General features: G+C 51.7%; 26 protein-coding genes and 1 riboswitch. Of the genes, 9 read left to right on the forward strand and 17 right to left on the reverse strand.

From position 1 onward, the window contains the following. Positions 1-6 precede the first annotated feature (6 nt). Positions 7-1,938 (forward strand): copper-translocating P-type ATPase, encoded by a 1,932-nt coding sequence (locus QOR60_RS04840; protein WP_283582238.1) that lies wholly within the window; start codon positions 7-9, stop codon positions 1,936-1,938. A 73-nt stretch (positions 1,939-2,011) separates the two neighbouring features. On the opposite strand, the gene QOR60_RS04845 is transcribed toward QOR60_RS04840, so the two are convergent. The 11 genes from QOR60_RS04845 to rsmG all read right to left on the reverse strand — a co-directional run bounded on the left by QOR60_RS04845 (position 2,012) and on the right by rsmG (position 11,049). Continuing rightward, positions 2,012-2,305 carry a hypothetical protein gene (locus QOR60_RS04845; protein ID WP_283582239.1) on the reverse strand — a complete coding sequence of 98 codons (294 nt, stop codon included), beginning with the start codon at positions 2,303-2,305 and terminating at the stop codon, positions 2,012-2,014. 24 nt (positions 2,306-2,329) lie between these two features. After that, a complete protein-coding gene (locus QOR60_RS04850; protein WP_283582240.1) occupies positions 2,330-3,280 on the reverse strand; it encodes a ribose-phosphate diphosphokinase in 951 nt (316 codons plus the stop codon). Positions 3,281-3,348: 68 nt separating this feature from the next. Continuing rightward, positions 3,349-4,254, reverse strand: a complete 906-nt coding sequence (locus tag QOR60_RS04855; protein WP_283582241.1) for an alpha/beta hydrolase — start codon at positions 4,252-4,254, stop codon at positions 3,349-3,351. Beyond that, positions 4,244-5,539: a PTS transporter subunit EIIC gene (locus QOR60_RS04860; protein ID WP_283582242.1), complete on the reverse strand. Its 1,296-nt coding sequence runs from the start codon at positions 5,537-5,539 to the stop codon at positions 4,244-4,246. Before QOR60_RS04860 ends, QOR60_RS04855 begins: the two co-directional genes overlap by 11 nt. A 184-nt stretch (positions 5,540-5,723) precedes the next feature. Next, complete coding sequence (locus QOR60_RS04865; protein ID WP_283582243.1) at positions 5,724-6,461, reverse strand: DUF1129 domain-containing protein; 738 nt, start codon at positions 6,459-6,461, stop codon at positions 5,724-5,726. Between the two features lie 42 nt (positions 6,462-6,503). Next, positions 6,504-7,613, reverse strand: coding sequence for a redox-regulated ATPase YchF (gene ychF, locus QOR60_RS04870; protein ID WP_283582244.1), 1,110 nt, complete (start codon positions 7,611-7,613; stop codon positions 6,504-6,506). Next, positions 7,613-7,816, reverse strand: coding sequence for a DUF951 domain-containing protein (locus QOR60_RS04875; protein ID WP_283582245.1), 204 nt, complete (start codon positions 7,814-7,816; stop codon positions 7,613-7,615). The genes ychF and QOR60_RS04875 overlap by 1 nt, the downstream gene beginning before the upstream one ends. 13 nt (positions 7,817-7,829) lie before the next feature. Then, positions 7,830-8,702, reverse strand: coding sequence for a ParB/RepB/Spo0J family partition protein (locus QOR60_RS04880; protein ID WP_283582246.1), 873 nt, complete (start codon positions 8,700-8,702; stop codon positions 7,830-7,832). Further along, positions 8,695-9,459: a ParA family protein gene (locus tag QOR60_RS04885; protein WP_283582247.1), complete on the reverse strand. Its 765-nt coding sequence runs from the start codon at positions 9,457-9,459 to the stop codon at positions 8,695-8,697. The genes QOR60_RS04880 and QOR60_RS04885 overlap by 8 nt, the downstream gene beginning before the upstream one ends. Before the next feature lie 2 nt (positions 9,460-9,461). Next, complete coding sequence (locus QOR60_RS04890; RefSeq protein WP_283582248.1) at positions 9,462-10,307, reverse strand: ParB/RepB/Spo0J family partition protein; 846 nt, start codon at positions 10,305-10,307, stop codon at positions 9,462-9,464. Between the two features lie 10 nt (positions 10,308-10,317). Then, on the reverse strand, positions 10,318-11,049 hold the full coding sequence (gene rsmG, locus QOR60_RS04895; RefSeq protein WP_283582249.1) for a 16S rRNA (guanine(527)-N(7))-methyltransferase RsmG: 732 nt from the start codon (positions 11,047-11,049) through the stop codon (positions 10,318-10,320). 453 nt (positions 11,050-11,502) lie between these two features. Beyond that, positions 11,503-11,597: riboswitch (THF riboswitch) on the forward strand. Between the two features lie 55 nt (positions 11,598-11,652). Between rsmG and QOR60_RS04900 the strand changes: the two genes are divergently transcribed. From QOR60_RS04900 to aspT, 4 genes are all read left to right on the forward strand, one after another. Beyond that, the gene (locus tag QOR60_RS04900) at positions 11,653-12,195 is read left to right on the forward strand and encodes a folate family ECF transporter S component (protein ID WP_283582250.1); all 543 of its coding nucleotides are present in this window, start codon (positions 11,653-11,655) and stop codon (positions 12,193-12,195) included. Between the two features lie 78 nt (positions 12,196-12,273). Continuing rightward, positions 12,274-13,134 (forward strand): DegV family protein, encoded by an 861-nt coding sequence (locus QOR60_RS04905; protein WP_283582251.1) that lies wholly within the window; start codon positions 12,274-12,276, stop codon positions 13,132-13,134. Between the two features lie 388 nt (positions 13,135-13,522). Continuing rightward, positions 13,523-15,139, forward strand: coding sequence for a bifunctional aspartate transaminase/aspartate 4-decarboxylase (locus QOR60_RS04910; protein ID WP_283582252.1), 1,617 nt, complete (start codon positions 13,523-13,525; stop codon positions 15,137-15,139). A gap of 20 nt (positions 15,140-15,159) precedes the next feature. Further along, the gene (aspT, locus tag QOR60_RS04915; protein WP_283582253.1) at positions 15,160-16,833 is read left to right on the forward strand and encodes an aspartate-alanine antiporter; all 1,674 of its coding nucleotides are present in this window, start codon (positions 15,160-15,162) and stop codon (positions 16,831-16,833) included. Between the two features lie 70 nt (positions 16,834-16,903). Here the strand turns inward: aspT and QOR60_RS04920 are convergent, their stop codons facing one another. The 6 genes from QOR60_RS04920 to QOR60_RS04945 form a co-directional block, all read right to left on the reverse strand. Further along, a complete protein-coding gene (locus QOR60_RS04920; RefSeq protein ID WP_283582254.1) occupies positions 16,904-17,149 on the reverse strand; it encodes a Veg family protein in 246 nt (81 codons plus the stop codon). A gap of 62 nt (positions 17,150-17,211) precedes the next feature. Next, a complete protein-coding gene (rsmA, locus tag QOR60_RS04925) occupies positions 17,212-18,099 on the reverse strand; it encodes a 16S rRNA (adenine(1518)-N(6)/adenine(1519)-N(6))-dimethyltransferase RsmA (RefSeq protein ID WP_283582255.1) in 888 nt (295 codons plus the stop codon). A 1-nt stretch (position 18,100) separates the two neighbouring features. Then, positions 18,101-18,655 carry a ribonuclease M5 gene (gene rnmV / locus QOR60_RS04930; protein ID WP_283582256.1) on the reverse strand — a complete coding sequence of 185 codons (555 nt, stop codon included), beginning with the start codon at positions 18,653-18,655 and terminating at the stop codon, positions 18,101-18,103. A 7-nt stretch (positions 18,656-18,662) separates the two neighbouring features. Next, positions 18,663-19,433 (reverse strand): TatD family hydrolase, encoded by a 771-nt coding sequence (locus QOR60_RS04935; RefSeq protein WP_283582257.1) that lies wholly within the window; start codon positions 19,431-19,433, stop codon positions 18,663-18,665. 1 nt (position 19,434) lies between these two features. Continuing rightward, positions 19,435-21,459, reverse strand: coding sequence for a methionine--tRNA ligase (gene metG / locus QOR60_RS04940; RefSeq protein ID WP_283582258.1), 2,025 nt, complete (start codon positions 21,457-21,459; stop codon positions 19,435-19,437). Positions 21,460-21,539: 80 nt separating this feature from the next. Continuing rightward, the gene (locus QOR60_RS04945) at positions 21,540-22,799 is read right to left on the reverse strand and encodes a hydroxymethylglutaryl-CoA reductase, degradative (RefSeq protein ID WP_283582259.1); all 1,260 of its coding nucleotides are present in this window, start codon (positions 22,797-22,799) and stop codon (positions 21,540-21,542) included. A gap of 116 nt (positions 22,800-22,915) precedes the next feature. Between QOR60_RS04945 and QOR60_RS04950 the strand changes: the two genes are divergently transcribed. The 4 genes from QOR60_RS04950 to dltB all read left to right on the forward strand — a co-directional run bounded on the left by QOR60_RS04950 (position 22,916) and on the right by dltB (position 26,862). After that, complete coding sequence (locus tag QOR60_RS04950; protein WP_283582260.1) at positions 22,916-23,722, forward strand: transporter substrate-binding domain-containing protein; 807 nt, start codon at positions 22,916-22,918, stop codon at positions 23,720-23,722. 160 nt (positions 23,723-23,882) lie between these two features. Continuing rightward, positions 23,883-24,023: a teichoic acid D-Ala incorporation-associated protein DltX gene (locus QOR60_RS04955; RefSeq protein ID WP_283582388.1), complete on the forward strand. Its 141-nt coding sequence runs from the start codon at positions 23,883-23,885 to the stop codon at positions 24,021-24,023. A gap of 74 nt (positions 24,024-24,097) precedes the next feature. Continuing rightward, positions 24,098-25,624: a D-alanine--poly(phosphoribitol) ligase subunit DltA gene (dltA, locus tag QOR60_RS04960; protein ID WP_283582389.1), complete on the forward strand. Its 1,527-nt coding sequence runs from the start codon at positions 24,098-24,100 to the stop codon at positions 25,622-25,624. After that, a complete protein-coding gene (gene dltB, locus QOR60_RS04965) occupies positions 25,624-26,862 on the forward strand; it encodes a D-alanyl-lipoteichoic acid biosynthesis protein DltB (RefSeq protein WP_408612552.1) in 1,239 nt (412 codons plus the stop codon). The genes dltA and dltB overlap by 1 nt, the downstream gene beginning before the upstream one ends. Positions 26,863-26,877: the final 15 nt, after the last annotated feature.

The raw sequence follows: 26,877 nt of genomic DNA on the forward strand, positions 1-26,877 counted from the left end.
ATCCCGATGAAACTCTCAAACCTCACCCGGTTTTGGATTGCCTTTGTCCTCGCAATCCCCATGCTGGTCCAAATGCTCGCCATGCCGTGGCACTGGACCATGCCGGGATACCGGATAATCGCCTTTTTAACAACAACGGTCATCATGGCAGTGGCCGCGTTCCCGTACTGGAAGAGTGCGTGGGCGGCGTTCTGGCACCACGAGGCAAACATGAACACGCTTGTTGCCGTAGGAACGGCCGTTGCGTACTTTTATTCGGTCTTCGCCCTCCTGACTGGGCGGGCCGTGTACTTTGAAAGTGCGGCATTCGTCACGGTCTTCGTCCTTTTAGGGGACGCAATGGAGGAACGCATGCACAATAACGCTTCCGGCGCCCTCGAAAAGTTATTCGCTCTCCAGGCCAAGGACGCCACGGTTCTCCGCCAGGGAAAGTTTGTCACCGTCCCGCTCAACCAGGTTAAGGTCGACGACCAACTCCGGGTAGAACCAGGCGAAAAAATCCCCGTCGACGGGGTCATTTTGACAGGAACCGCAAGCATCAACGAGGCAACCATTACCGGGGAAAGCATGCCCGTCACTAAGCACCCGGGCGACGCCGTTGTGGGGAGCACCATTAACACCGACAGCGTTATTACCATTAGGGCCACTAAGGTCGGCGATCAAACCATGCTAGCCCAGATTGTTACCATGGTGAAGCGCGCCCAAACCAGCCACGCACCCATCCAGAAGCTGACCGACCGGGTCGCGGGAATCTTCGTCCCTGCCGTCCTCATCGCCGCTATCGTCACCTTTACGGCTTGGTTTGTACTGGGCAACGTTAGCGCAGTCCGCGCCATGCTCTTTGCGGTGGCCGTCATCGTAATTGCCTGCCCGTGTGCCTTGGGGCTGGCTACCCCCACGGCGTTGATGGTCGGAACAACCCGCGCAGCTAAACTAGGCGTCCTGATTAAAAGCGGGGAAGCCCTGCAGGCAGCTGCTGGGATTAAAACCGTTGTATTTGATAAGACGGGCACAATTACCACGGGAAAGCCAGTCGTTACCGATGTTATCGGGGACCGCGACCACGTTTTAGCCCTTGCCGCTGCCCTCGAACAATCATCCGAACACCCCCTTGCCGCCGCCATTGTGGCGGCCGCCACTAAGGCGAAGGTCCCCGTCCCCGCAAGCAGTCACTTCAAAAACCATGCTGGTCAAGGAGTGACGGGAACGGTTAATGGGCATGCCATTGCGATAGGCCAGGAAAGCCTTGCTAACCAGCAACTTTCCCCCACCCTTACCGCCCAACAACGGGCGCTCCGCCAGGCGGCCAAAACCGTCGTCGTTGTGAGCGAAGACGGAAAACCATGCGGGCTAATTGCCATTCAGGATACTCCGAAACCCGACGCCGCTGCGGCAATTGCCGCCCTTAAGCGGCAGGGAATCACGCCGGTAATGTTAACCGGAGACAACACGCAGGTAGCCCAAGCTATTGCACACCAGGTCGGCATCGATAAGGTCATCGCCGGAGTTCTTCCCGCCGACAAGGCCATGCACGTTCAGGCCCTTGAGCAACACGGTCCCGTTGCGTTTGTCGGTGATGGGGTCAACGACGCACCGGCCCTGGCAACGGCAACCGTCGGGATTGCGATGGGCTCCGGCACAGACGTTGCTCTTGAATCCGGCGACATCGTTCTCGTTCACAACGACCTTACCAGCGTCGTTCGGGCCCTTGATATTGCCACCAAGACCTACCGGCGAATTAAGCTAAACCTAACCGGGTCGTTAGTCTATAACGTCATCGGTATTCCGGTTGCTGCCGGGATTTTCAGTGGCATTGGGCTGCAGCTAAGCCCGGCAATTGCGGGGTTAGCAATGGCCCTCTCCTCCGTCACGGTGGTTGGTTCATCACTGCTCCTCAATCTCACTCCCATTGCAGGGGATTCCCGCCAATCACATTAAAACGAACCCAGATAGAAAACGGCACCGGTGAAATTCACCAGTGCCGTTTTTTATATTACTGACTTCCTCATGGTTATAAAAACCACATAAGCGGGTTAAATTTCCCCCAGTACACCTGAGCAGTCCGTTCAGCAATTTGCTGGAGTTTAATTACGCTAGTAGGCGCACGGTACTCATGGGTCATTAGGTAGGTACTAATTAAGTGCGCAACTTGGGTACACGCCCAACCAATTCCTGCACCTTTATCTAAGCGCCGATCAATCCGGGTAAGTTCCCGGGCCAAATCAACGTCAGCTTCCTTCAAGTCACTGATCGCTAAGCACAACGCCTGCTTCAGTTTCTGTTTATCGGTGTGCCCATGACCCATGCTCTAACCACCTTATTTAGTTACTTACCTGTTAAATAACGTATCAACCGACTTGTTGTTATAAATCAGCCGGAGCGCCTTGGCCATCGTCGGGGCAACCGACAGGATGTGCATGTTGGCCAACCGTTTTTCTTCCGGAATGGCAATCGTATCCGTCACCAAAATTTCTTCAAACGGGGCGGCCGCTAATTCCTGCACCGCGTTCCCCGACAGGACTGCGTGGGTCGCGCACCCGTAAATCGCCGTTGCCCCGTGAGCCTTCAGTGTCCGGGCCGCATCGACCATCTTGGCCCCGGTGTCAATCATGTCGTCGGTAATTAAGCACGTCCGGCCAGCAACATCGCCAATGATTGCCGTTGTTTCCGGATCAATCCGCCCCTTTCCCCGTTTATCAACAATCGCAATCGGGGCCTTCAGGAGTTCCGCAAGGTTGCGGGCACCCTTGACTCCATCGTGGTTAGGCGCAACCACTACCAGGTTCTTGTCGATTTCCTTGTCCTGGTAGTACGCCACCTTGTCGTACAGGGCCGTGAGGTGGTCCACCGGAATGTTAAAGAAGCCTTGAATCTGACCGGCGTGCAAATCAAGCGTAATTACCCGGTCCGCCCCCGCGAGCTGCAGGTAGTTGGCAATTAACTTTGCCGTAATTGGCTCCCGCGAGCGGGTCTTCCGGTCTGCCCGGGCGTAACCGTAGTACGGAATAACCACGTTAATCGTTCCCGCGCTCGCCCGTTTCAACGCATCAATCATAATCATGAGTTCCATGAAGTTTTCATTAACCGGGTCCGCGATGGACTGGATGACAAACACGTCATCCCCCCGCACACTCTCGTTAATGTTAATCTGAATCTCACCGTCACTAAAGTGCTTAACCGACGCATCACACAGTGAAACAGCCAGTTCATCCGCAATCTTGCGGGCAAGTGGCTGGTTAGAATTCAGGGCAAACAACTTCATCGTTGCGTTCTCTTGCATTATTTGTTCTCCTCCGAAGGTTCGGTTCGTTCGTACTTCGTTCCCATTGTATCACGAAATAACCGCTCCTAGTTGCCCACCATGAACATTAGTTGGCGGTTTGGCAACCGGCCACCCCGCTTATTATTACTATCATTATCAAGAATATCGCGCTTAATTAGGCTAATAATCTGCGGGTTCTGCGGGAGATCGGAGTGCTCCGCGTCACTCCCGGTAACCGTAATTTCCGTGTAATGCCGGACCACTCCCTGGTAAATATACTTTCCGGCCGTAACGCTTCCGTCTGGCACCAACCCGTCACTGTCGTAGTTTTCCGTTCCCGCAACCGAGTACATGTCCGTGTCGTGGGGCAGGTTCTTCCGGTTTTTAATAAAGTCCGCTAACATCTGGGTCTTGTGCGTAATGGAGTCTTCCGAAAAGTTATACGGCGTTCCAATCGTCATAATCTGGTCAACGTGCTCCCGGTCGGAATACTGATGGAAGTACTTCTCAAAGAAGAGGGTGTAGATCAATCCCCCGTTAGAGTGCCCAATCGCTTTAAAATTATTGAAGTGGTACCGTGAACACAAAATTCCGAATACCCGGTTAAACATCGCCGCCTGCTTTTTGATGTTCCCGTACCCGTCGTGGTTGTTTTGAAAACCCACAACGATAAACGGTTCGTTGTCCTTAGGGCGAATCTTCCCCGAATAAGTAATTTTGCCGCTGTTCCACACCTTAATTTTTAACAGACTATGTTTTTGGGGCGCATGGGCGTTAATTTCCTTGACCATCGTGTCAAACCGGTTCGGGGTCGCCGAGCTCCCCGGAATCATGATCACCGGTGACAACCGCGAATTCCGCCACTCCGCTAGTTCCGTAATGTTACTCTTCGTCCACTGGTACGCCGGAAAGATCAGGGCACACACGACCCCAAGCCATACCACAAGATTGATGACGGACCACCGCCGCCGTTGTCTGGCCTTAATTCGCATGGTGTTCTCGCCTCCGTTCCTGAACCGCCATCCGTGCCGTCACCCGTTCGGCCAACCGCACAAACGGGATGTAGCACGCCACGTCAACCACCAGAATAACCGCCGTTACCACGAGCGTCATCCAGTTGCCGTTACTTCCGATAAACGCCACTAATAACCCGGGCGTCCCCGTCGGCACGGGATAAACCACTGGCGGAATCAGGTGAACAAAAACCGCTCCGGCAGCCAGTAAGACGTTCAACAGCGGGACACCCACCATTGGAATAAGGAAGACCGGGTTAAAGAGCAACGGAATCCCCATCATGACAGCGCTGTTGCTGTTTAACAGGGTCGGCAAAACCGTCCACCGGGCGACCCGGTGATTAGCCCGCTGCCGGGCGACCAAAGCAATCGCAATCAGTAATGCGAGCGTGGCGCCCGTTCCACCCACCGAAGCGAAGGCGTGGTACAACGAATAATCACAGTACTTATACGGCACGTTCCAGCTTGAATGGTGGATCAGGGCCGTGTTGAGGTTCACCGTATAGCCGTTACTCGGGGCCATACTACTGTATGGCCCGTTCGCCCCAAACCACGCACACAGCGCCGTAAACGCGCTGAACACCAGGGTCATTCCTAACCCGTGGTGGCGGTTAACGCTGCCTGCAACCGCCGATGAAATACTGGTTGACCAGTTATAAAACAGGATGAGGATCAGCAGTTTATTTAACAAAAACGCCCCACCAAGCGCCACCAGAATAGCCCAAAACGAGTCAAACGTCCGCTTGATGATTGTAACCGAATCAATCCGGCTCTCCCGCTGAAGTGGCCGGCCACACAGGCGAAAAATCTGGCCCACAACGTAACCTATAATCAGTCCTAATAAGAGGCCCCCAAAGCCCAGGAAACGACTATCCAGCCCCTCAACGGCCGCCTTCATGTACCGGGAACTTAGCAAGAGGAACGCAATCAGCGCGGTCAGCCCCGCAGCAGCCGAATCCCGCCGGTAAAGTTTAGCCGTATACCGCGCAGACTGGTACGCCGCTAACAGGGCCACAATTCCGACCGTGAGTCCCGCAAAGTTATCAAACGAATAGTACACGGCTTGAAAGTGCGGTAACCACCGGTCAATCCGCAACAGGTAGTTGAAGAACCCCTGCCGCGTCAGGCACGACTGGGCGATTACCTGTGCGAGGCTTCCCAGTAAAACAAACGGGAACAACACACTAAGGGTTTGCTGAATAACCCGCATAAAGGAACGCCGCCGAAACGCCGCAATCCAGGTTACTAGGCGGTCAACTATCATCCGCTTCATCTCCTTCGCTTTTTCTCCGATTATACTCCCTCCCCGGAAAACACCCCCAAGGAAACGGCTCACCATCAATTCGCCAATAAGACGATAACAAGCGAAGATCCCCACTTCATTCTATGGTGAACGCAGGTTCTTCGCTTGTCATTATCTGGTTAAGATATTTCCGGGGAAATCGTGCTTAATTTCGGCCGAATGCGCGGCCAAAGTTGAGGTGGAAGTAGTTTTTCAAGACGTACCGTGCTCCCCAACCAAGCACACCGAGGATTACGTAAACAAACCACGGCATCGTTGTGTTCAGCGGACCGCCAATCTGGGCAACAAAGCCGTACGCAACCATCCATACAGCCATCAGTACTACCAGTAACAGGATGGTCCGGACCCACTTGATCTTCGGGCGCTTCCCGTTTACCGGAGTCATCATCTGGTAGAAGTACCCCAGGCCACAACCGGAAATCACCGAAATAATCACGATGGTGAGAATTCCACCGTTGGTTCCGACCGCTTTCTTTCCACCAAAGGCCTCAATCAGCGCATACATTATGCAGAACATCATGAACATAATCAACCCGTTGTCCAGCGCTGCTTCCCAGAACTTCTGGGGCTGGGGTTCCTTCTTCGGTCCCGCAATAATTTCCTGAGCGTGCTGCTTAACCGGGCCGTACAGCTTAGCGGCGGTCATCCCCTCCCGCTGGCGCTGCTGCAGTTCGTTTTTCATCTGCTCAATGGCCGCCGTGCGCTTCTCTGCTGGGTAACCCTGCACCGTTAGTTCCTTTTCGATCTTAAACAGGTACTCCCGGTTCCGCTTCGTGAGGCCCGCAAAGTGCCCGCTACGCTCTTCGTGCATCCGCTCTTCCCGGACTGCTTTCTGGCGGGCTGCTGCTGCCTGATTCTTTTCCCGTGTCGTTTCGTCTGCCACGTCTTAATCCTCCTTAACTTAATCCGTCTTCTCTTCTAAGGCTTAAACATTAAACCGGAATTCGATAATGTCGCCGTCTTGAACCACGTAGTCCTTTCCTTCCAGCCGCATCTTGCCAGCTTCCTTGACGGCTTGCATACTCCCGTACTTATCCAGGTCAGTAAACGAAACGGTCTCCGCCCGAATAAACCCGCGTTCAAAGTCGGAGTGAATAATCCCGGCAACCTGGGGCGCCTTCATCCCGTGACGGAACGTCCATGCCCGGGTTTCCTTACCGCCGGCCGTAAAGAAGGTTTCAAGTCCGAGTAACTTGTATGAAGCCCGGATCAACCGGTTCAACCCCGGTTCATCGACCCCTTCCATCTCAAGGAACTCCTTCTTTTCATCGTCATCCATTTCGGCGATTTCTTCCTCCGTTGCGGCAGCAACCCCGATTACTTCCGAACCCGGGTCGTTTTCCGCCAGGAACTTCTTGATTTCAGGCATGTACTTGTTGCTATCCGGGTCCGCCATATCATCCTCAGCAATGTTGGCAACGTAGAGAACGGGTTTGGACGTTAGTAAGAACAGCCCCTTAACAATCTTCTTCTCGTCATCGTTAAATTCGATTGACCGCACCGGTTTACCGTCTTCAAGCACTGGCTTAATCTTTTGTAACACCGCAAACTCGGCCTTAGCTTCCTTATCACGGCCGGTCCGGGCGACCTTTTCAACCCGGGTGTAGCGCCTGTTAATTGATTCCAGGTCAGCTAAGACCAACTCGAGGTTAATCGTATTAATGTCATCGATTGGGTCAATCTTTCCGGAAACGTGCGTGATGTTATCATCATCAAACGCCCGCACAACATGAACAATGGCATCACACTGCCGGATGTTTTCAAGAAACTTGTTTCCTAAACCTTCACCCTTGCTGGCCCCCTTTACGATTCCAGCAATATCGGTGAATTCAAAGGTGGTGTGCACAATCTTCTTGGCGGGGATAATCTCGTCAATCCGGGCTAACCGCTGGTCCGGAACTTCCACCATCCCGACGTTCGGATCGATCGTTGCGAACGGGTAGTTTGCCATCTCGGCGCCCGCCTTCGTAATTGCGTTAAAGAGCGTGGACTTCCCAACGTTGGGGAGCCCAACAATTCCTGCTGTCAGTGCCATTATTCATTCCCACTTTCATTTTGATTTGCGTGTTCTAAAACCTGCTTTAACTTCTTTTCAAATTCCCTCCGGGGGAGCATGATTAGCCGGTTACATTGTAAGCACCGGATCTTAATATCCATCCCAACCCGGATAATTTCCCAGCGATTGGTGCCGCACGGATGCGGCTTTTTCATCTTAACAATATCATGAAGCTGATACATTAAATATCCCCCCTCAATCAATGTTAACGTCCAACACAGCCAGAATTCTGTTCAGGTCATCCTGAGAAAGGTACTCAATCTCAATCTTCCCCTTGCCGGTCCGAGCGGCCTGCTTAATTGCCACCTTCGTTCCGAGCCGCTCACCCAGCTGTTGGGCGCTTTGGTGAAGGTACGGGTCCTGGTGGGCCGGCGTTTTCTTTTTAACGGGCTGCGCACCGTTAATCTGGTTAACCAGGTGTTCCAATTGCCGGACAGTTAACCCTTCCTTGACGGTTTGCTTGGCGACCTGCACCTGCTGGGCAGCGTCCTTTAGTCCGAGTAACGTCCGTGCCTGCCCCATGGACAACTGATTGGCTTGTAACATTTCCTTAACTGCCGCAGGAAGCCCCAGTAACCGGAGATAATTTGCAATGTACGGGCGCGATTTCCCCAGCCGGGCGGATACTTCCGTTTGGGTTAAGTGCAGCTTATCAATTAGCGTTGCGTACGCCTGGGCCTCTTCAAGTGGTGTCAGGTCCTCCCGTTGCAGGTTTTCTAGGACCGCCACCTCCATCATCCGTTCCTCGTCAAAGTCCCGGACAATGGCGGGGATGGTCTCCTTATGCGCCAACTTAGAGGCCCGGAAGCGCCGTTCACCAGCAATTAGTTCATAGCCCTTCACGCGCGATTGCCGCACAATTATCGGCTGAAAAACCCCCTGCTTGGCAATGGAATCAGCCAGTTCTTGAAGGCGTTTCTCGTCAAACGTTACCCGCGGTTGGTACGGGTTAGGCCGAATATCAGCAACCCGTAGCTCCACAACGTGTTCTTCGGGTGTGGCCTGTTCGCCAAAATCCTGGAAAAGAGCCTCAATCCCCTTTCCAAGTCCCCTTTTCTCCTTACTCATGGGCCGCCAACACCTCCTTAGCCAGGGCCATGTATTCCACGGCTCCCCGGGACGTGCGGTCATAATCAATAACCGCCTGCCCATGACTCGGGGCTTCAGAGAGCCGCACGTTCCGCGGAATAATCGTTGTGTACACGCAATCCTTAAAGAACTTCTGCACCTCCGTCACCACTTCGTTTCCGAGGTTGGTCCGGGCGTCAAGCATCGTCAACAGAACCCCCTCAACGTGCAGGTCCGCATTGTAATGCTTTTTAACCAGTTGGATTGTTTTCATTAACTGACTCAACCCTTCCAGTGCATAGTACTCACTTTGAACCGGAATCAGGATGGAATCACACGCCGTAAACGCGTTAATCGTTAAAATTCCTAACGCTGGCGGACAATCAACCAGAACATAATCGTAGCGGTCAGCCACTGGTTCAAGGGCATCAGCAAGCCGCTGTTCCCGTCCAATCTGGGAAGCCAACTCGATCTCTGCGCCGGACAACTGAAGGGTTGCCGGAACCACGTCCAGGTGGGGCCGACTAGTAGGCATAATTACCCCTTCCAAGCCCATGCCGTTAACCAGAACGTCGTAGATGTCGTGTTGAATGTCACCCTTACTAATTCCGATGCCACTCGTGGCGTTTCCCTGAGCATCAGTGTCCACAATTAACACCCGTTTTCCTAGCTCGTTCAAACAGGCACCCAGGTTTACGGCCGTCGTGGTCTTCCCCACGCCGCCCTTCTGGTTAGCAAGCGCAATTGTTACGGCCATGCCTAATCTTCTCCTTCCTGGTCATCTGCTACGGGAATGTCAATGATGACCCGGTGGTATCCCACCACATCTTCTTCCCAGCTGTGGATTGCCATGCCATCCTTCCCCGCTCGCTGGATAACCCGCTGGATATCCTTCATGGTTTTTTGGTAGTGATACTCCGGTGTCTCGTGGGCCGGGTTCTTTAGATGCACGTTCTTAAGCGGTTGCTGTCCCTCCCGCGCTTGCTGAACCAACTGCTCCGTCTGTTCAACCGAAAGATGCTCGTGCATAATCCGGTTCATCAGCTTAACCTGGTCCTTTTCGGGGAGGCCCACCAGACACCGACCGTGGCGCTCGGTGAGTTGCCGTTGCATGACTGCCCGCTGAACTAGCGGCGAAAGCCGAAGAAGCCGGAGTTTATTAGCGATAAACGACTGACTCTTTCCCAGAGCGGTTGCCAAGTCACTCTGCGTTAACTTGTTCAGCTCCAGGAGCCGGTGATAGGCCCGGGCTTCTTCAATTGGCGATAACTCTTCCCGCTGAAGGTTTTCAATCACCGCCATCGAGGCCGCTTCATTATCGTTCATTTGTTTAACGATGGCTGGAATATGATCCCACTCAAGCTGCTTGACTGCCCGGAAGCGCCGTTCACCGGCAATGATTTCGTACTTTTCCGGGTCCGTTTCCCGCACAATAATTGGCTGAAGCAACCCGTGTTCCTTAATGGTGGCCGCCAGTTCGTAAATGTCCCGGTCGCCAAATAAGTGCCGCGGCTGGTACCGGTTAGGCGTAATTGCCGCAACGGGTAAATCCTGCACCGTTGCATCCTCTTCGTCGTGTTTTTTTCCAAAAAATGAAAATGCCATTTGCATCCTCCTACTTATTCGTCAACGGCTTCTTCGCCGGGGTTCCCGCCTTCCGCGGATACTGCCGGGGGGTCGCATGTTCCTTATCAATCACAATTACGTTCCGTTCATCACCTGACTGGGGAAGCGCGAACCGCTTAGTCGCAGCCACCCGTCCACCCAGCAGTGAAATTGCTCGTTGGGCCGCCTCCAGTTCAGCCGCCGCCTTCTGGGCTTTAAGGGCAATTAACTGGCCACCAACCCGCACAAGGGGTAAACATAGTTCGCTTAGAACGCTTAGGCGTGCTACCGCCCGGGCAGTCACGTAGTCAAATGTTTCCCGCTGGGGACTCTTCTTGCCCCCGAATTCTTCGGCCCGAGCATGGACCAGCGTTACGTCCGTCAGTTCCAGCTCCTGGCATAAATCTTCCAGAAAACGGATCCGCTTATTTAACGAATCAACGATCGTGATCCGTAACTGGGGGAACATAATCTTTAACGGGAGGGAAGGAAACCCAGCGCCCGCCCCCACATCACACAAGCTTACCGGTGCCTGTTGGAGCCGCGGAACGGCCAGGGCGGGAATCAACGAATCAAAAAAGTGCTTTTCATACACTTCATCCTCATCAGTAATCGCCGTTAGATTGACGTGCTGGTTAGCCGCAACCAACAGTTCATAGTACCGGTGGAACTGGACAAGCTGCTGTCCCGTTGGGGTGAAGCCCACCCGAATCAGCTGATCCTTAAAAAATGCGGGTGCCATGCACCATCCTCCCTCCATTCTTCACTGTGAAACGCCGTTTTAAGCGTTTCACACATACTTATAGTGTATGCTAACCCCCTTAAAATAACAACCCGCCATCCCGCTTTCTACCGGCGTTTTATCCGCCGTCGTTAACCTTTTCTTAAACCAAATATTATGCTTCCCCAAGAAAATAGCTGGTTTTTCTTCATTTCCATTTCTTACACTACAACCATGGTTTAAATACCATTACTACTTTTCCTGCGAGGATGGACTTCATCCTCGCCCCCATAATTCCTTAAAGTAGTAACAGTGAAATGAACTCCCCCTAAAAATTCATTTCACAGCTCCCTTTTCCTCAGCAAAACGCTGGGGTTTTCTTTTTATTCCGTTTCTTGCGGAATAGCCCCCTCCATTTCAACTAATAGTTCGGATGCTATTGAATTATAGCGGATAGTAATGTATGATTGTTCGCATAGGGTAGGCACTGGAACGTCAAGGGTTGCCGGAACGGAATGTGAACGGCAGCAGAAGACTAATTGTCGCGCTCCTGGGCCGCATTCACTATCAATTCTTACTTAATAGTGCAATGAAACCCTTAATACCATTAAGGAGATGGCTTTCATGCATTACTTTTCTTGGCGGGGGCCGCGGTTTAATACCCGGGTACTAACCCTCGCAGCGTTGTTAATTGCCCTGGAGTTGGTTCTGGCCAAAATTTCGTTTGGTCCCAGCAACCTCATGGAAATTGGGCTTGGGTTCATCGGAACCATCCTGATTGGGTACTACCTCGGTCCGTGGTGGAGCGCCGTTGCACTGGTAATTTGTGACATTATCGGGCACACCATTCTCGCCACCAGTGCGAACTTTTTCGTCGGGTTTACCATCGGTGCCGGCATTTCCGGGCTAATTGCCGGACTGTTCTTATACCGGCAGAAGATTACCGCACTGCGGGTTTTCCTGTATGAGCTTACCCAGGTGATTATTTCAAACTTGATCATCAATACGCTCAACCTTCATATAATGTACAAAACACCAATTATGGCCCTGTTGGTTCCCCGGGTCCCAAAGGAAATCATCACCCTCGTCCTCAACTTTATTGTTGGGTGGATCGTTCTGCGGGCAGTTTCCAGGTTTAACCTCCACGACCGGTTCCGGTTAAATTAACGTCACGTTAGTTCCATTTACCAACTAAATACGGTATAATGGGAGCAATTAACACGAAGACGTTAAGGAGAGACTTTTATGGCACAAATTAAGCTTGTTACCGACTCCTCGGTGCAGTTAACCCCGGAAGAAATTACCGCAAACGACATCCACATTGTTCCGTTATCCGTTGAAATTGACGGAAAGAGCTACGTTGATGGCGTTGACATTACCCGGGAAGAACTCGTTCAGGCACTCCGGGACGGCAAGTTTCCTAAAACTAGCCAGCCCCCAATGGGAAAGTTTGTTGAAATGTTCGACGAACTCGGAAAGGATGGCAGCGAAGTAATCGCAATTCTCCTTTCAGATGTCCTCAGCGGAACCGTTGAGACCGCGCAAGCAGCCGCCAAGATGACTGCTACTAAGGTAACGGTCATCAATAGCAAGAGTACTGACCGGGCGGAATCGTTCCAGGTCCTGGCGGCGGCACAGGATATCCGCGATGGTAAATCCGTTGACGAGATCGTTGCCCACTGCGCTGACATCAAAAGCCGAACAACGACCGATGTTCTCGTGGACCAACTGGATTGCTTGGTCCGGGGTGGCCGCGTCAGCAAGTTAGCCGGAGCCCTTGCAAAGATTGCCAACATTAAGGTCATCATTCGGGTTCACGATGATGAAATTAAGGTACTGACGAAGGGACGGAGCCAGAAGACGTTTATTAAACACTGTAAACAGCTTGCCAAGGATCATGAAAATAACCCGGTTCAGCAGTTATCCCTTTCAAACGTGGGGACTGACCCGGCATTCCTGGAACGAATTAAGGATATTATTCTTCCAGAAAATAGCAATGCCAGTTACATTGCGCGGTTAACCAGCCCGATTATCATGACCCATACCGGTTTGAATGCAGTCGGCGTAATTACGCTGGCGGAAAAGCCTCTTCCGGAAGACTACTAAACCGAAGAATTTTCCCCAGTGGATTAGATTTCCTCCGGCTCACTGAAAACGGTTTCTCATGCAAGCGAATTTGTGATATTTAAGTTGTCCTTAATCGTTTCTTTAATGTTTCTTATAGAATTATGCTTAGAATACACTGAGTAACCTAATAAAACAACTCTTTCATTTACTCCCCCTATTAAGTAGATGAAATGACAGCTACCATGAGTAGCTGTTGCCTATTCCTTTTTCCTCGTACCAACCACGTTGGTGCGGGGTTTTTCTTTTTTCCTTTCTCCGACCACCACTCACTGTCAAAAAATAATGCGTTCTATTTGCATCGGATTTCCTATGCTTCTACAACAAAGATGTAATCGATTACGGCATTAAGTTATAGGGGGCAATGATAATGACACCACATGACGAGCGTGAACTAGAGAAACTTGGCGCATTCGAAATTTCATTCAAACTTTTGAGCTTAGCTAAAAATAATGATAAGCAAAACGTTTTTCTCAACGCTGGCCGGGGTAATCCTAACTGGATTCAAACGATCAGCCGGGAGGCCTTTGCCCGGTTAATCCAGTTTGGGGTACAGGAGTCACAACGAACAATTAACCAACCGGACCTTGCTGGATACACCGAAAACGCTGGGATTCACGAGCGGCTCGAAACGTTCCTTAACCCGGATAACTCCCCCGCTGATCACCTCATCCTGGAAGCCGTAAACTACGCTCACCAGAAGTGGGGCTTTGATAAGGATGCCTTCGTCAAGGAGTTAACTGACGGGGTAATCGGAAATAACTATCCGGTTCCGAGTCGGGTATTAAAGTATACCGAACGGGTAATTAACGAATATCTCAGCTCAACCCTGTATCACAACGCTACTGATAAGGAATTGGCCGCTGATACCCAACTGTTCCCGACTGAGGGAGGAACGGCTGCAATCGTTTATATTTTCAACTCACTGAAGGAAAATAAGCTGATTCATCCCGGTGACAAAATTATCATCAACACGCCGATTTTCACCCCGTACATTGAGATTCCTGAACTCAACGATTATCAGATGACTGAAATCGACCTTAAATCAACGGAAGAAAACAACTGGGAACTTGAACCGAGTGCTGCCGCTCAACTGGAGGATCCGGAAGTTAAGGCCCTCTTCCTCGTCAACCCGTCCAACCCGGGATCAGTAGCCCTCAGCCCCCAGACACTCCAGGCCATTAAGCGGGCCGTCAAGAAAAACCCGCACCTAATGATTATCACCGACGATGTTTACGGAACGTTTGCGGCTAACTTCGAAAGCGTCTATGCCGTTGCGCCGTACAACACGTTGCTGGTTTACTCATACTCGAAACTCTTTGGGGCAACCGGCTGGCGACTCGGGGTCATCGGCGTTCATAAGCACAACGTCTTTGATGACCTCATTGACCAGCTTCCTGACGATGACAAGAAGGAACTTTACGACCGGTACCGCCACGTCGTCCTTGACCCGAATGAAATGAAGTTTATCGACCGGATGGTTGCTGACAGCCGGTCTGTCGGGCTGTACCATACGTCCGGGTTATCAACCCCGCAGCAAATCATGGAATGCCTGTTCTCAATGGCGCACCTGCTAAACGAACAGACAGACGGTTTGGATAACGACCACTACATTCAGGAAGCTAAGCGGATCGTGCGTGCCCGGTACGATGCCCTGCACAAAGGACTCGATGCGCCAGAGTTTGATGATCCTGCAAACGCCGAGTACTACTCCTTGATTGACATCTATGATTTAGCCGCCCAATACTACGGCGATGATTTTGCTAAGTGGCTCAAGGATAACTTTGAACAGGTGGACTTCCTCGTCCAGTTGTCCCAGAAGAACGGGGTTGTTTTGATGGATGGAGTCGGGTTCGGCTCGAAGCCAGGAATTTTGCGGGTTTCCCAAGCTAACCTTCCTGATGAAGACTACGCTATGATTGCCCGGCAGGTCCGGGACCTTCTTGCCGATTATCACGAGCAGTTCGTTAAAACCAACCAAAACTAATTAAGAAAGGAGGATGTATTATGTGGCATTCAATTATTCGCTTTTTAACCGTGAACCCATCAATCGCCATCTTTCTGTGCTTAGGGCTCGGTTACCTTCTTGGAAAGGTCCACTACAAGTCGTTTGCGGTGGGATCAACCGTTGGGGTATTGATTATTGGCCTGTTGGTCGGCCAAATTGCAAAGTTCAGCATTCCAGCCGTGTTGAAGAACATCTTCTTTGACCTCTTCATCTTTACTATCGGCTACGAAGTTGGGCCAGCATTTGTCCGGAGCTTTAAGAAAAACGGGGTGCGCCTCGTAATTGACGGGTGTTTTTTTGCGGCGGTAGCGTTCCTATTTGCCCTAATTGTCTTTAAGGTATTCCACGTTGGCCAGGGTGAAGGAGCCGGGATTCTTGCCGGCGCCCTTACCCAGTCAGCGGTCATCGGAACGTCTGCCTCCAGCATTAGTACGTTGCATATCTCCCATGCGGCCAAACTCCTAATGAATTCACAGGTGGCCATTGCCTACGCCATCACGTACGTCTTCGGGACGGTCGGTGTTGTCATCTTCATCAAGAACATCGCCCCGAAGATCCTAGGCGTTGATCTTAAGGAAGAAACCAAGAAGGTGGTTGAACAGCTTCACTACCACGCCACCGCATCAGAAGACGCATACCCAACAAACCCGGTTGACGTCCGGGCTTACCAAATTCATGCTGGCTCACCGGTAGTTAACTGGTCAATCAGCCACTTTGAACGGCACTTCCACGATAAGCTTGTCGTCGAGCGAATGTTTGTCAACGCCACGACCCCGACGCCGATGGCCTTCACCGGCAAAACAAAGATTACCCCGTCAACGGTGATCACGGTCGTTGGTCGGAGCGACGACTTCGTGAGCGCCGCCGATTTGGGGGCGACGGAAATGGAGGAGGACCGTTTCCGGAACATTCAGATGGTTAAGCGGACAGTCAAGCTGACACGGGTATACAGTCCGGCTATTCTCCCGGCGCTTGCTGCAAAGGGACTGGTAATCACCGCCGCTAAGAACCAAACCGATAGTTCCATCGACGACTTTGGCAAGCTCCACGCTGGCGACAGTATCACCCTGTTCGGCCCCGCCAAGGTAATTGAACACTTTATTCCATCCCTTGGATACGACTGTAGTACGGGAACCCAGACCGACGTCAGTTTCCTGTCAATCGGAATTGTTGTTGGGATTTTGATTGGTTCTATCGTTCTGACAATCAAGGCCATCCCGCTGACCCTCGGTGCCGGTGGTGGGGCCCTCTTTGCCGGATTATTCTTCGGCTGGTGGCAGGACCAACACCCGCGGAACGGAAACATTCCTGCATCAGTTCGGTGGCTGCTTAAGAGTCTCGGATTAAACCTCTTCATCGGTTGCGTCGGTCTAAGTGCAGGGGCTGCGTTTGTCCCAGCCCTCAAGCAGATGGGATGGGGTGTCCTGATTATTGGCGCCTTCGTTTCAATCGTTCCGTTCCTAATTACCCTCCTGTTTGGCAAGTACGTTCTCCACTTAAATGCGGTTGACAACATCGGGAGTCTGTGCGGAAGCGGAACAATCACGGCTGCCCTCAACGCCGTTACCGAAGAAGAAGGTAGCAGTGTCTTTGCCCTTGCTTACACCCCAACCTACGCAATCGGCAATATCCTGTTAACGATTATGGGACCCCTTGCAATTGCCCTGTTGTAGAAAAAACACATTTTAGACAAAAATAGAAGCTGCGGCTTATCGTCGCAGCTTCTTTTTTAATTCTCTTTCCCTAGTCGTGGCCGTCCTCAAACGACAGTTCAATGTTCTGCGTCAATACATCCGTATAACTAAACGAAGCATTCTCAACGGCACTCTCATCCTGATCCAACTCAACGATGAAAACAGCCGGAAACGTCTTGCGTAAAATTCCTCGCCGACGCAGTACCTTCTTCCGCCCAATCTGGGAGGTAACGGTCAGTGGCTTGCCAATGCGGGCATCAAGTTCTTTCTTGATGGCGGCTAAGTTCTTTGGCATTCATGCTCACCTCTTATGAAGGTATTGTATGCCGATTAAAGTGAATTTTCAAATTAATTTTTTTAAAAGGAATCCGCCAAGGCCACGGTTAACGCATTACTCAACCGCACAAAATCCGCAACGGTCAGCTGTTCTGCCCGCACGCCCGCATCAATCTGCGCCTCTTGGAGCGCGTTTCGGAGTTGTTTCTTGTTCTTTTTGCCGTATAAGGCCACCAGGTTATTCCATAAACTCTTCCGCCGGTGCATGAAGGCCCCCTTCACCAACCGGGTAAATGCCAGCCGGTCGGTGACTGCCGGTGCTGTTGCCGGGGTCAACACCACAATCGCCGAATCTACGTTCGGCTGCGGGACAAAGACCGTCCGGGGAACGATAAACGCAACGTGAGCGTGCATTGCAAACTGCACTGCCACTGACAACGAACCATAGTCCTTCGTCCCTGGTTGTGCTTCTAGGCGGGCAGCAACTTCCCGCTGCATCATTACCGTAATTGCCGCAAACGAAACCGGAGTGGCTAATAACCGCATAATGATTGGGGTCGTGATGTAATACGGCAAGTTAGCAACCACCTTCACCGGATGGTGCCCATCTAAGTGCGTCGTAACCAGCGCAGACACGTCCGTTTTCAAAATATCTGCGTTTACCACCGTAACGTTCTTATACGGCGCCAGCGTATCAGCAAGCACCGGGATTAACCGTTGATCAATTTCAACGGCCACAACGTGATGAGCCCGCTGCGCCAACCGCTCAGTAAGCGCCCCGATTCCCGGGCCAATCTCGATTACGTCATCGGCAGCGGAGACGGCGGCAGCGTCAACAATCTTGGTTAAGACATTAATGTCCGTTAAAAAATTTTGCCCTAAGCTCTTTTTGAAAGTGAGTCCGTGCGCGGCCATGATTGCCCGGGTCCGGGTAGGCGCAGCAATTGGCAACGATTGTTCTTCTCCCATCCTACTGATCCTCCTCGTCCAACTGGTGTACGGCCTGATTAAAGGCTTCCCGGGTAACCCGGAATAACCGCAACCGCTCTAACAGGTGTTTTCCGTTCACGTACCCAATCCCAAGAAGATCACCTAGCCGCTCACGCCGTTTCCGGGCGGTTTTACCAGCAATTAACCCTGCGGCGAGCAACATTTCCCGGGAAATAACCGCGGGTGCTTCGGGAACTTCCGTGTAGACGTTTTGCAAAGCCGTCCGAATCGCCGCTGGGGTCGCATGCTCCACCCCTAAGCTTCCCGGGCCATGGGGAACAGCATCGCGTCGTTCTAAAAACGCGTGTTTGACACCCGGAACCTCGCGGGCAATCGTCTTCCTAATCTTTTCGCCGGAGTAATCCGGATCGGTAAAAACAATTACTCCCCGTCGGGCGTTTAACACTTCAATCTGGTGAAGGGTTTCTTCACTCAAGGCCGAGCCCCGCGTTTCCAACGTATCGGCCTCAACTGCCCGGTGAATCTGCCGGGTGTCATCCTTACCCTCAACCACGATGACCTCTTTAATTTTCATTTGTTTGCTACTTCCCACTCTCAATCATCCTCATTGCATTGTTAAACGTCTGCTGGGCAAGTGCAGTAGCCGGCATTTCCCGTAACTGTGCCAAGTACTCCACGGTATACCGGGTCATCCCCGGCTCGTTCATCCGCTCCCGGTATGGCATGGGCGTTAAGTACGGCGCGTCCGTTTCCACTAACATCCGCGTTAACGGGGTCGTCTGCGCTGCTTCCCGCACTTCCGGCGCACCGTGGAACGTTACCACCCCACTATATGACAGGTAAAACCCCAACGCCAAAAACTTCTCTGCCCACTGAGCATCACCGTTGAAACTATGCATTACCCCGCCAACGAGCGCCACCTGATGTTCCCGTAAAATGGCATACGTGTCCGCAAACGCATCCCGGTTATGAATGCTTACTGGTAATCCCAATTCTTCGGCCAGTACCAACTGGGCTTCAAACACCCGCCACTGTAGCTGATGATCAACGGTACAGTGGTAGTCTAGCCCAATTTCACCAATGACCCGAAAGCGCGGGTGCCGGGCCATTTTGCGTAACGCATTTTCCCATTTACTACCGTACTGCAAGGCATCCTCTGGATGACACCCCGCCGCCCCGTAGATGTGGGGGAACCGGTCAAGCATGGCCATTAGCCGGGCGTTGGTGCGTTTGTTATCTCCCAAGACAAGCATGTGGGTTACCCCCAACGCCCGCGCCCGGTCAACCACTGCTGGGAGGTCATTTACAAACTGATCGGCGTTAATGTGCGTATGTGAGTCAAAGATTTGCATGCTAACCAACCAACGAGCCGGCCGGGATATTATCCGGAACCGTCAGTAACTGGACCTGGTCGCCAAACTCAGCTGACAGTAACATTCCCTGACTTAATTCGCCCCGCATTTCCCGCGGTTTCAGGTTGGTGACGGCAATGACCTTCTTCCCAACCAGCTTTTCTGGCTCCGGGTACCACTCAGCAATTCCAGAGATAATCTGCCGGTCACCATCATCGCCGGCGTCAACGCGGAATTTCAGGAGCTTGTCCGCATTAGCAACCCGGCTAACCGCCTTAATTGCGACCACCTTAAGCTCAACCTTCTCGAACTTATCAAACCGGATTTCCTTCTTCGTAAGGTTTAGCGTCGTTTCCTGGGGGTCAAAAGCGGCCTGCTTTGTTTGGGCCATGTTCTTCCGACCCTTCGCCTTTTCGTTCTTGCTCATTTTCCCCTTAAGGTACGCAACCTCTTCGTCAACGTCTAACCGTGGGAAAAGGGGTGTTCCCTTAGCAACAACGTGGCCTCCCGCCGGCAGATCATCATACTTGGCATCCGTTAGCATTACCTGCCCCGTTGGAAGGCCAAGCTGCGCGAAAATCTCCTTTGGCGCATGCGTCATTACCGGTTGAAGCATAATCGCTGCCAACCGCAGACTTGCTGCTAGGTGGGCCAGAACGCTATCAAGTTGGTCCTGGGCATTATCATCCTTAGCCAACTTCCACGGTTCCGTCTCGTCAATGTACTTGTTTGTCCGGCTAATTAGCTGCCAGACTGCGGCGAGAGCATCCGCGAAGTGGTACCGGTCCATTTCTTGCTGGTACGTTGTAAAGGACTCTGCGGCAGTCTTCTCTAAGTCATCATCAACCGGCGTTACCCCGTGTTGCAGGGCTGGCAGTATCCCATCACGGTACTTGTTAATCATTGCAACCGTCCGGTTCAGTAGGTTCCCCAGGTCATTTGCTAAGTCGAAGTTAACCCGGTTAACAAAGTCTTCGGGCGTAAAAATCCCGTCATTGCCAAACGGCAGGGCCCGCGCCAGGTAGTACCGGAGCGCATCTAACCCGTAACGGTCCACAATTAACTCTGGGTAAATAACATTGCCCTTTGACTTCGACATCTTGCCGTCCTTCATCAAAAGCCAGCCATGCCCCACAATGTGTTCTGGTAACGGCAGATCCAGTGCCATCAGGATGATTGGCCAGTAAATGGTATGGAACCGCACAATTTCCTTCCCGACCATCTGAACGTTAGCCGGCCAGAACTTCTTAAAGAGGGTGTCATCTTCTCCCATGTAACCCAGGGCCGTAATATAATTACAAAGCGCATCAATCCACACGTACACCACGTGCTTTGGGTCACTCGGAACCTTTACCCCCCAGTTGAATGACGTCCGGGTAATAGCCAAGTCTTCAAGTCCCGGCTTAATGAAGTTGTTGAGCATCTCCTTTTTCCGGGATGCCGGCAGGATAAACTCAGGATGTTCGTCATAATACTGAACGAGGCGATCAGCATACCTACTCATCTTAAAGAAGTAGCAATCCTCCTCAACGAGCTTAACCTCATGCCCAGACGGGGCCTTCCCGCCAATCATTTTTCCGTCATCATCCCGGTATACCTCAGCTAACTGGGATTCAGTGAAGTATTCTTCGTCAGAAACTGAATACCACCCGCGGTACTTGCCCAGATAAATGTCCCCCTGATCAAGGAGCCGCTGGAAAATTTTCTGAATAGCCCGTTCGTGGTAGTCATCCGTCGTCCGGATAAACTTATCGTTAGTGATTTCGAGCTTCTTCCACAGCTGCTTGATGTCAGCGGCCATCCCGTCGACATATTCTTGCGGCGTCTTCCCCTGGGCTGCCGCCTTCTGTTCAATTTTCAGTCCGTGTTCGTCCGTCCCTGTTAAGAAGAAAACGTCGTACCCCTGCAGTCGCTTATAACGGGCTAAAATATCACACGCCACGGTGGTGTATGAATTCCCGATGTGTAACCGGCCCGATGGGTAGTAGATCGGCGTCGTAATGTAAAACGTTGGTTGTTTGCTCATCCTGATTGCTCCTCCGCTAATCACTGTTTTAATAGTTAGTTTTCATTATAGCATGTTCCCCGCCTGGCTTTGAGCCGGAGTTATGCGTGGGCGCGCACCCATTTGAGGGCCGCTTGTGCCCCCGCTGAATCCCGGGTGTTTTGGGCGGTCATCCGGGCAACCACTGCCGGAATTTCCGCGTCAGTCGCTCCCACACTGCGGGCAAGGGACTTTAACTGGAGCCGCATATGGCCACGCTGAATCCCCTCCGTTACCAGGGCGTATAATGCCGCTAGGTTTTGCCCCAATCCGACCGCAGCAATCACCGTCATTAACTCACGGGCATCATCAACCCGCAACAGTTGATGATTAATCTTTACCAGGGGCACGATTTTGATTGACCCCCCGACGGTTCCAACAGGCATGGGAAGGGTAATCTGCCCACACAACTCGTTATCAACCACTTCCCACGTAGAAAGACCACGGTAGTGCCCGTCCCGCGAAGCATAGGCATGGGCGGCGCCTTCGATTGCCCGCCAGTCATTGCCGGTCGCAATCACCACGGCATCCACCCCGTTCATAATTCCCTTGTTATGGGTGACCGCCCGGTACGGGTCTAACTGTGCTACCCGGCTGGCCACTGCAATCTTCGCTGCCGCCTGGTCCCCCTTAATCTGCCGTTTTGTTAGCAAATCAACGGGAATCCGGCATGTTGCCGTAACAAGGCACTGGGTTGCATAGTTGGAAAGAATGCTCATTAAGACGTCCTGGTCAAACTGCTGCCGAATGTACGTTGCCACGGCCTCCAGCATGGTGTTCATCATGTTGGCCCCCATGGCTTCCTGGGTATCAACAATCAAATCCAACGACACCAGGTCATTGTCGAGTGCCCGAACACGGACATCACGGGCGCCCCCACCCCGTTTTTGCAGTGACGAGTGGGCCGCATTCGCCACCTTCACTAGCTGATCCGCGTGACTTTGCAAACTGCCACTTAGGGAAACCACATCGCGGACGTTTTCCATAATCACCTGGCCAATCATTTGGCGGCGAGTGACTTCCGCATGAAAGCCGCCCGCCTTCTTTACGATTCCCGCCGCATTACAGCTGGCAGCAATTACGGACGGCTCCTCAACGACCATCGGAATAACGTATTCCTTCTCGTTAACGACGTAGTTAAGCGCCAACCCTTCCGGAAGCGTAAAGTCGGTCACGTAATTTTCAATCATCGTGTCCCCGATTTCCGGCGTGCGGGCCATCTTTTTCAGCGTTTCGCCGTCGTCCTTAGATAACATTTCCGTTGCTAAAATATCCAGGCGCTCCGCCCATTCTTTTTGGTAATACTTATCAAACACCTTCACGTTTCAGTCCCCCTTAACGGATCCTTAGCAAAAACGCTAATCTTCCCTCTAGTTCCGCTATTATTTCCATTATATAATAGCATGGATAAATCAATCACTCGGTGGAGGCCAAAAACGTGAAACATCTAAAAAAATGGTTAATAATCATCGCTGCGTTCGCCGGCATCTTTATTCTTTGCTCGTGTGGCCGGCAGCAAGCAGCGCCTAAAACACTAACAATCGGAACGGTCATGGATAATTCACCGTACTGTACCGGTCAACCCGGACAGCTTGCCGGGTACGACATTAAACTCGGAACGGCGATTGCTAAAAAGGCGGGAATGAAGCCGAAGTTTGTTACCTACCGGACCAATGCCGATCTCCTTGCTGGACTCCGACACAGAAAGGTTATGGTTGCCTTAGGCGCAACGGACCTAATCAACCTGCCGGACGGTAAATACAGCACCTCAACCCCGTATTTATACCCCACAAACGTGCTCTTTACTACTAACGCCAACAAGCACTCCACCGTTGCTGGGATGACGGGATGCACGGTCGGGATGCTTAAAAACGGAAACCAGGCCACTCTGCTGCGGCGGTTAGTTTTCCGGCCTAAGCAGTACTCATCAATGAACGCCCTGATTTCAGCGATTAATCACGGCCAGATTCAGGCAGGGATTGTAACTAATTTTCAGTACACCAACTACCTTAAGGATCATCCCGACCTAGTCCAACCAGCGAACCCGGCAAGCTCGACTGAACGGGGAAGGGTCCTCAAGCAAATTAAGGGTAACGGCATCTACGCCCAACAGCTTGTCGCCGTTACGTACCACCACAAGCAGCTTACCAAAACAGTCAACCAGGCCATCGATGATCTCCGGAACGACGGTACGCTTGCAAAACTTTCGCAGCAGTTCTTCCAGCGCGATATGAGTAAGCAGTAGTCCCGGATAGTAAATTATTAATTAACAAAGCACTAACCGGTGGTAACAATTCCTTAGGGACGGGCTGATCTGAATTTTAATTCCCCGCCATTTGCGTTATAATTCTACGCGTTAGACTATTATTTTAAGAAAGGCCATTACAGAAAGAGGGTTTGTGGATATGTTAAAGGCACTCAATGCCCATCCAGTATTGAAGTTTTGCTTGAAGACCGCCTTTTTCTTTGCGGTGCTCCTCGCACTCGCATATCTCTACGGCTACTATGGCGTTGGTCGCGCTACGTTCCTTTATAATGAATTCTAAGCAATGTTAATTACTGTTCACCCCGCGTGGACGAAGGTATTTGAAGCGGCTCGACCGTTTCGGAAAGTAGGATTATCTTGGAAAATATTGTTAACACACTTGACCGGGTTGCCCAGGCCAACCCCCCAAAAATCGCCTATGACGAACTTGGGGTAACACATACCTACCAGGACTTTTATGAGCAGTCCAACACGCTAGCTGCGTGGATTGCTGACCAGAAGCTTCCGGAAAAGAGCCCCATTCTCGTGTACGGTGACCACCAGTTCGAGATGGTGGTTGCCTTTACGGCCGCCATTAAGACCGGTCACCCATACATCCCCGTTGAAACAGGGACGGGCTTAGAACGGATGGACTCAATCGTCGCAACGGCCAACCCACTGTTGGCAATCGCAATTGATGAGTTTCCACACGCCGAACTGGCAAACTTTAACGGTCAGGTCCTTAAAGACGCGGACCTCAAGCAGATTCTTGCAACACCACAGGATTTCACGGTGACTAACCCCGTTAGTGGTAAGGACATTTTCTACATCCTGTTTACTTCCGGTACAACCGGAAATCCGAAGGGTGTTGAAGTCATGCACGACAACATCAAATCATACGTTGAATGGGAGCTCAGTGATTCATTTGGGATTCCGAAAGGCGCCAGTTACCTGGGACAACCACCGTTTTCATTTGATATCTCAAACATGTCGTGGTTACCAGCCCTGCTGACGGGTGGAAAGGTTGTTGCCCTCCCAAAGACGGCGGTCGACAACTTTGCTAAGCTTTTTACCGTCCTGCCAACACTTAAGTTTGACGTCTTTACGGGCACCCCGTCATTTGCGGAAATGCTTCTTCTGAGTAAGGACTTTAACGCAGAAAAGATGCCTGACATTAAAACGTTCCTGCTGTGCGGGGAGGAGCTGACCGTTAAAACAACGAAGGCTCTTCTTGAACGCTTCCCGAACGCCCGCATCTTTGACTTGTACGGGCCAACGGAAGCCGCCGTTGCGGTCACAGCCTTTGAACCTACTAAGGAAAACATTCAGGGGCTTGACCGGCTACCGGTGGGATACGCTAAACCTGGCGTTCAGATGCTTGTCATGAAGGATGGTCAGGTTCTCCCTGCTGGGGAAAAGGGTGAATCAATCATCGTCGGGGATAGTGTTGCCCGGGGGTACATGAACAACCCTGAAAAGACGAAGGCAGCGTTCTTTAAATACGAAGGTCAGCCAGCATACCACACCGGCGACCTTGGAATTCTGGATGAGGATGGCCTGCTCCATCACATGGGGCGGATGGACTTCCAAATTAAGCTTCACGGGTTCCGGATTGAACTCGACGAAGTGCGGGCCAGCCTAGAAAAGAGTCCGCGGATTAAACAGGCGGTGGCCGTTCCACGGTATACGAAGGATGGTCAGGTCAGTCACCTGATTGCCTACGTCATCCCGAAGGAAACGCCGGCCGACGAAAAAGAATTAACAAAACAAATTCGTGCTGATTTGAACGGAATAATCATGGACTACATGATGCCCACTCAGTTTATCTACCGTGATTCATTCCCGCTCTCCGCTAACGGTAAGATTGCGGTCAAAGCACTAATCAAAGAGGCTAACTCATAATGGCAATTATGCATTGGTTATCAAGTTTACCGAATTTTTCTGCGTACGGCACTCCCGGCTACCTGCTGGTTCTGCTGATCGCGTTAATCCCGTTGGGCATCGGGCTATACTGCGGTAAACGGTTTGATTGGTACGAGGTAATCATCAGTGCGCTGTTCCTGTTCGTCATGTTTGACGGCGCGAACGCTCCCCAGATGATTTCCCTGATTGGCTACGTAATTTACCAAACGATTATCGTGACGTGGTACTACCATTACCGGCAACAGCACAACCAGTCATGGGTTTTCTACCTCGTTACGTTACTAACCCTCATTCCCCTAATCATCGTGAAGGTGTCCCCCGCAATGGTCGGGCACAACTCCCTGTTAGGGTTCATGGGAATCAGTTACATGACCTTCCGGGCAACCGGAACGGTCATTGAAACCCGGGACGGAATGGTAAAGGACTTCTCGTGGTGGACGTTTGTCCGGTTCATGCTGTTCATGCCAACCATCACCTCCGGGCCAATCGATCGGTACCGGCGGTTTGCCAAGGACTACAAGAAGGTTCCGGACCGCGAAAAGTACATGGGCTTAGTCCAAAAGGGAATTAAGTACCTGTTTCTTGGACTGCTGTATAACTTCATTATCGACCACTTCTTTGGGGCGGTTTGGTTACCAGCAGCCGAGGCGCAAGCAATGCAGTATGCGCCCCACATGTCATGGTGGGTTGTTGCTGTCATGTACCTGTACGGAATGCACCTGTTCTTCAACTTTGCTGGGTACTCCCTGTTTGCCGTAGCGTTCAGCTACTTCATGGGGGTTGAAGCACCGATGAACTTCAACAAGCCATTTAAGTCGAAGAACATCAAGGAATTCTGGAACCGGTGGCACATGTCACTATCCTTCTGGTTCCGGGATTACATCTTCATGCGGTTCGTCTTCATGGCAACTAAGAAGAAGTGGTTCAAGAACCGGAACGTCTTGTCCGCAATTGCTTATATCTTGGACATGACGATCATGGGGTTCTGGCACGGCGTAACGTGGTACTATATCTTATACGGGTTCTTACACGGGATCGCCCTGGCCGTCTGCGACTGGTGGGGTCGGTTCAAGCGGAAGCACCTCAAGAAGATGCCGCATAATAAGATTACAAACGCCATTGCAATCTTTGTAACGTTTAACTTCGTTATGCTAACATTCTTACTGTTTAGTGGGTTCCTTAACACCCTTTGGTTCAAAGGTGCCCGGTTACTCTAATTAATCAACGCGGAA

Origin of the sequence: Ligilactobacillus hohenheimensis, assembly GCF_947381805.1 — a bacterium.
In the GTDB taxonomy this organism is placed as follows: Bacteria; Bacillota; Bacilli; order Lactobacillales; family Lactobacillaceae; genus Ligilactobacillus; species Ligilactobacillus hohenheimensis.

What these genes read in the sequence shown, in the direction of transcription:
- QOR60_RS04840 (WP_283582238.1), top strand. Translation starts at nt 7, where the DNA reads ATGAAACTCTCAAACCTCACCCGGTTTTGGATTGCCTTTGTCCTCGCA.
- QOR60_RS04845 (WP_283582239.1), bottom strand. Translation starts at nt 2,305, where the DNA reads ATGGGTCATGGGCACACCGATAAACAGAAACTGAAGCAGGCGTTGTGC.
- QOR60_RS04850 (WP_283582240.1), bottom strand. Translation starts at nt 3,280, where the DNA reads ATGCAAGAGAACGCAACGATGAAGTTGTTTGCCCTGAATTCTAACCAG.
- QOR60_RS04855 (WP_283582241.1), bottom strand. Translation starts at nt 4,254, where the DNA reads ATGCGAATTAAGGCCAGACAACGGCGGCGGTGGTCCGTCATCAATCTT.
- QOR60_RS04860 (WP_283582242.1), bottom strand. Translation starts at nt 5,539, where the DNA reads ATGATAGTTGACCGCCTAGTAACCTGGATTGCGGCGTTTCGGCGGCGT.
- ychF (WP_283582244.1), bottom strand. Translation starts at nt 7,613, where the DNA reads ATGGCACTGACAGCAGGAATTGTTGGGCTCCCCAACGTTGGGAAGTCC.
- QOR60_RS04875 (WP_283582245.1), bottom strand. Translation starts at nt 7,816, where the DNA reads ATGTATCAGCTTCATGATATTGTTAAGATGAAAAAGCCGCATCCGTGC.
- QOR60_RS04880 (WP_283582246.1), bottom strand. Translation starts at nt 8,702, where the DNA reads ATGAGTAAGGAGAAAAGGGGACTTGGAAAGGGGATTGAGGCTCTTTTC.
- QOR60_RS04885 (WP_283582247.1), bottom strand. Translation starts at nt 9,459, where the DNA reads ATGGCCGTAACAATTGCGCTTGCTAACCAGAAGGGCGGCGTGGGGAAG.
- QOR60_RS04890 (WP_283582248.1), bottom strand. Translation starts at nt 10,307, where the DNA reads ATGGCATTTTCATTTTTTGGAAAAAAACACGACGAAGAGGATGCAACG.
- rsmG (WP_283582249.1), bottom strand. Translation starts at nt 11,049, where the DNA reads ATGGCACCCGCATTTTTTAAGGATCAGCTGATTCGGGTGGGCTTCACC.
- QOR60_RS04900 (WP_283582250.1), top strand. Translation starts at nt 11,653, where the DNA reads ATGCATTACTTTTCTTGGCGGGGGCCGCGGTTTAATACCCGGGTACTA.
- QOR60_RS04905 (WP_283582251.1), top strand. Translation starts at nt 12,274, where the DNA reads ATGGCACAAATTAAGCTTGTTACCGACTCCTCGGTGCAGTTAACCCCG.
- QOR60_RS04910 (WP_283582252.1), top strand. Translation starts at nt 13,523, where the DNA reads ATGACACCACATGACGAGCGTGAACTAGAGAAACTTGGCGCATTCGAA.
- aspT (WP_283582253.1), top strand. Translation starts at nt 15,160, where the DNA reads ATGTGGCATTCAATTATTCGCTTTTTAACCGTGAACCCATCAATCGCC.
- QOR60_RS04920 (WP_283582254.1), bottom strand. Translation starts at nt 17,149, where the DNA reads ATGCCAAAGAACTTAGCCGCCATCAAGAAAGAACTTGATGCCCGCATT.
- rsmA (WP_283582255.1), bottom strand. Translation starts at nt 18,099, where the DNA reads ATGGGAGAAGAACAATCGTTGCCAATTGCTGCGCCTACCCGGACCCGG.
- rnmV (WP_283582256.1), bottom strand. Translation starts at nt 18,655, where the DNA reads ATGAAAATTAAAGAGGTCATCGTGGTTGAGGGTAAGGATGACACCCGG.
- QOR60_RS04935 (WP_283582257.1), bottom strand. Translation starts at nt 19,433, where the DNA reads ATGCAAATCTTTGACTCACATACGCACATTAACGCCGATCAGTTTGTA.
- metG (WP_283582258.1), bottom strand. Translation starts at nt 21,459, where the DNA reads ATGAGCAAACAACCAACGTTTTACATTACGACGCCGATCTACTACCCA.
- QOR60_RS04955 (WP_283582388.1), top strand. Translation starts at nt 23,883, where the DNA reads ATGTTAAAGGCACTCAATGCCCATCCAGTATTGAAGTTTTGCTTGAAG.
- dltB (WP_408612552.1), top strand. Translation starts at nt 25,624, where the DNA reads ATGGCAATTATGCATTGGTTATCAAGTTTACCGAATTTTTCTGCGTAC.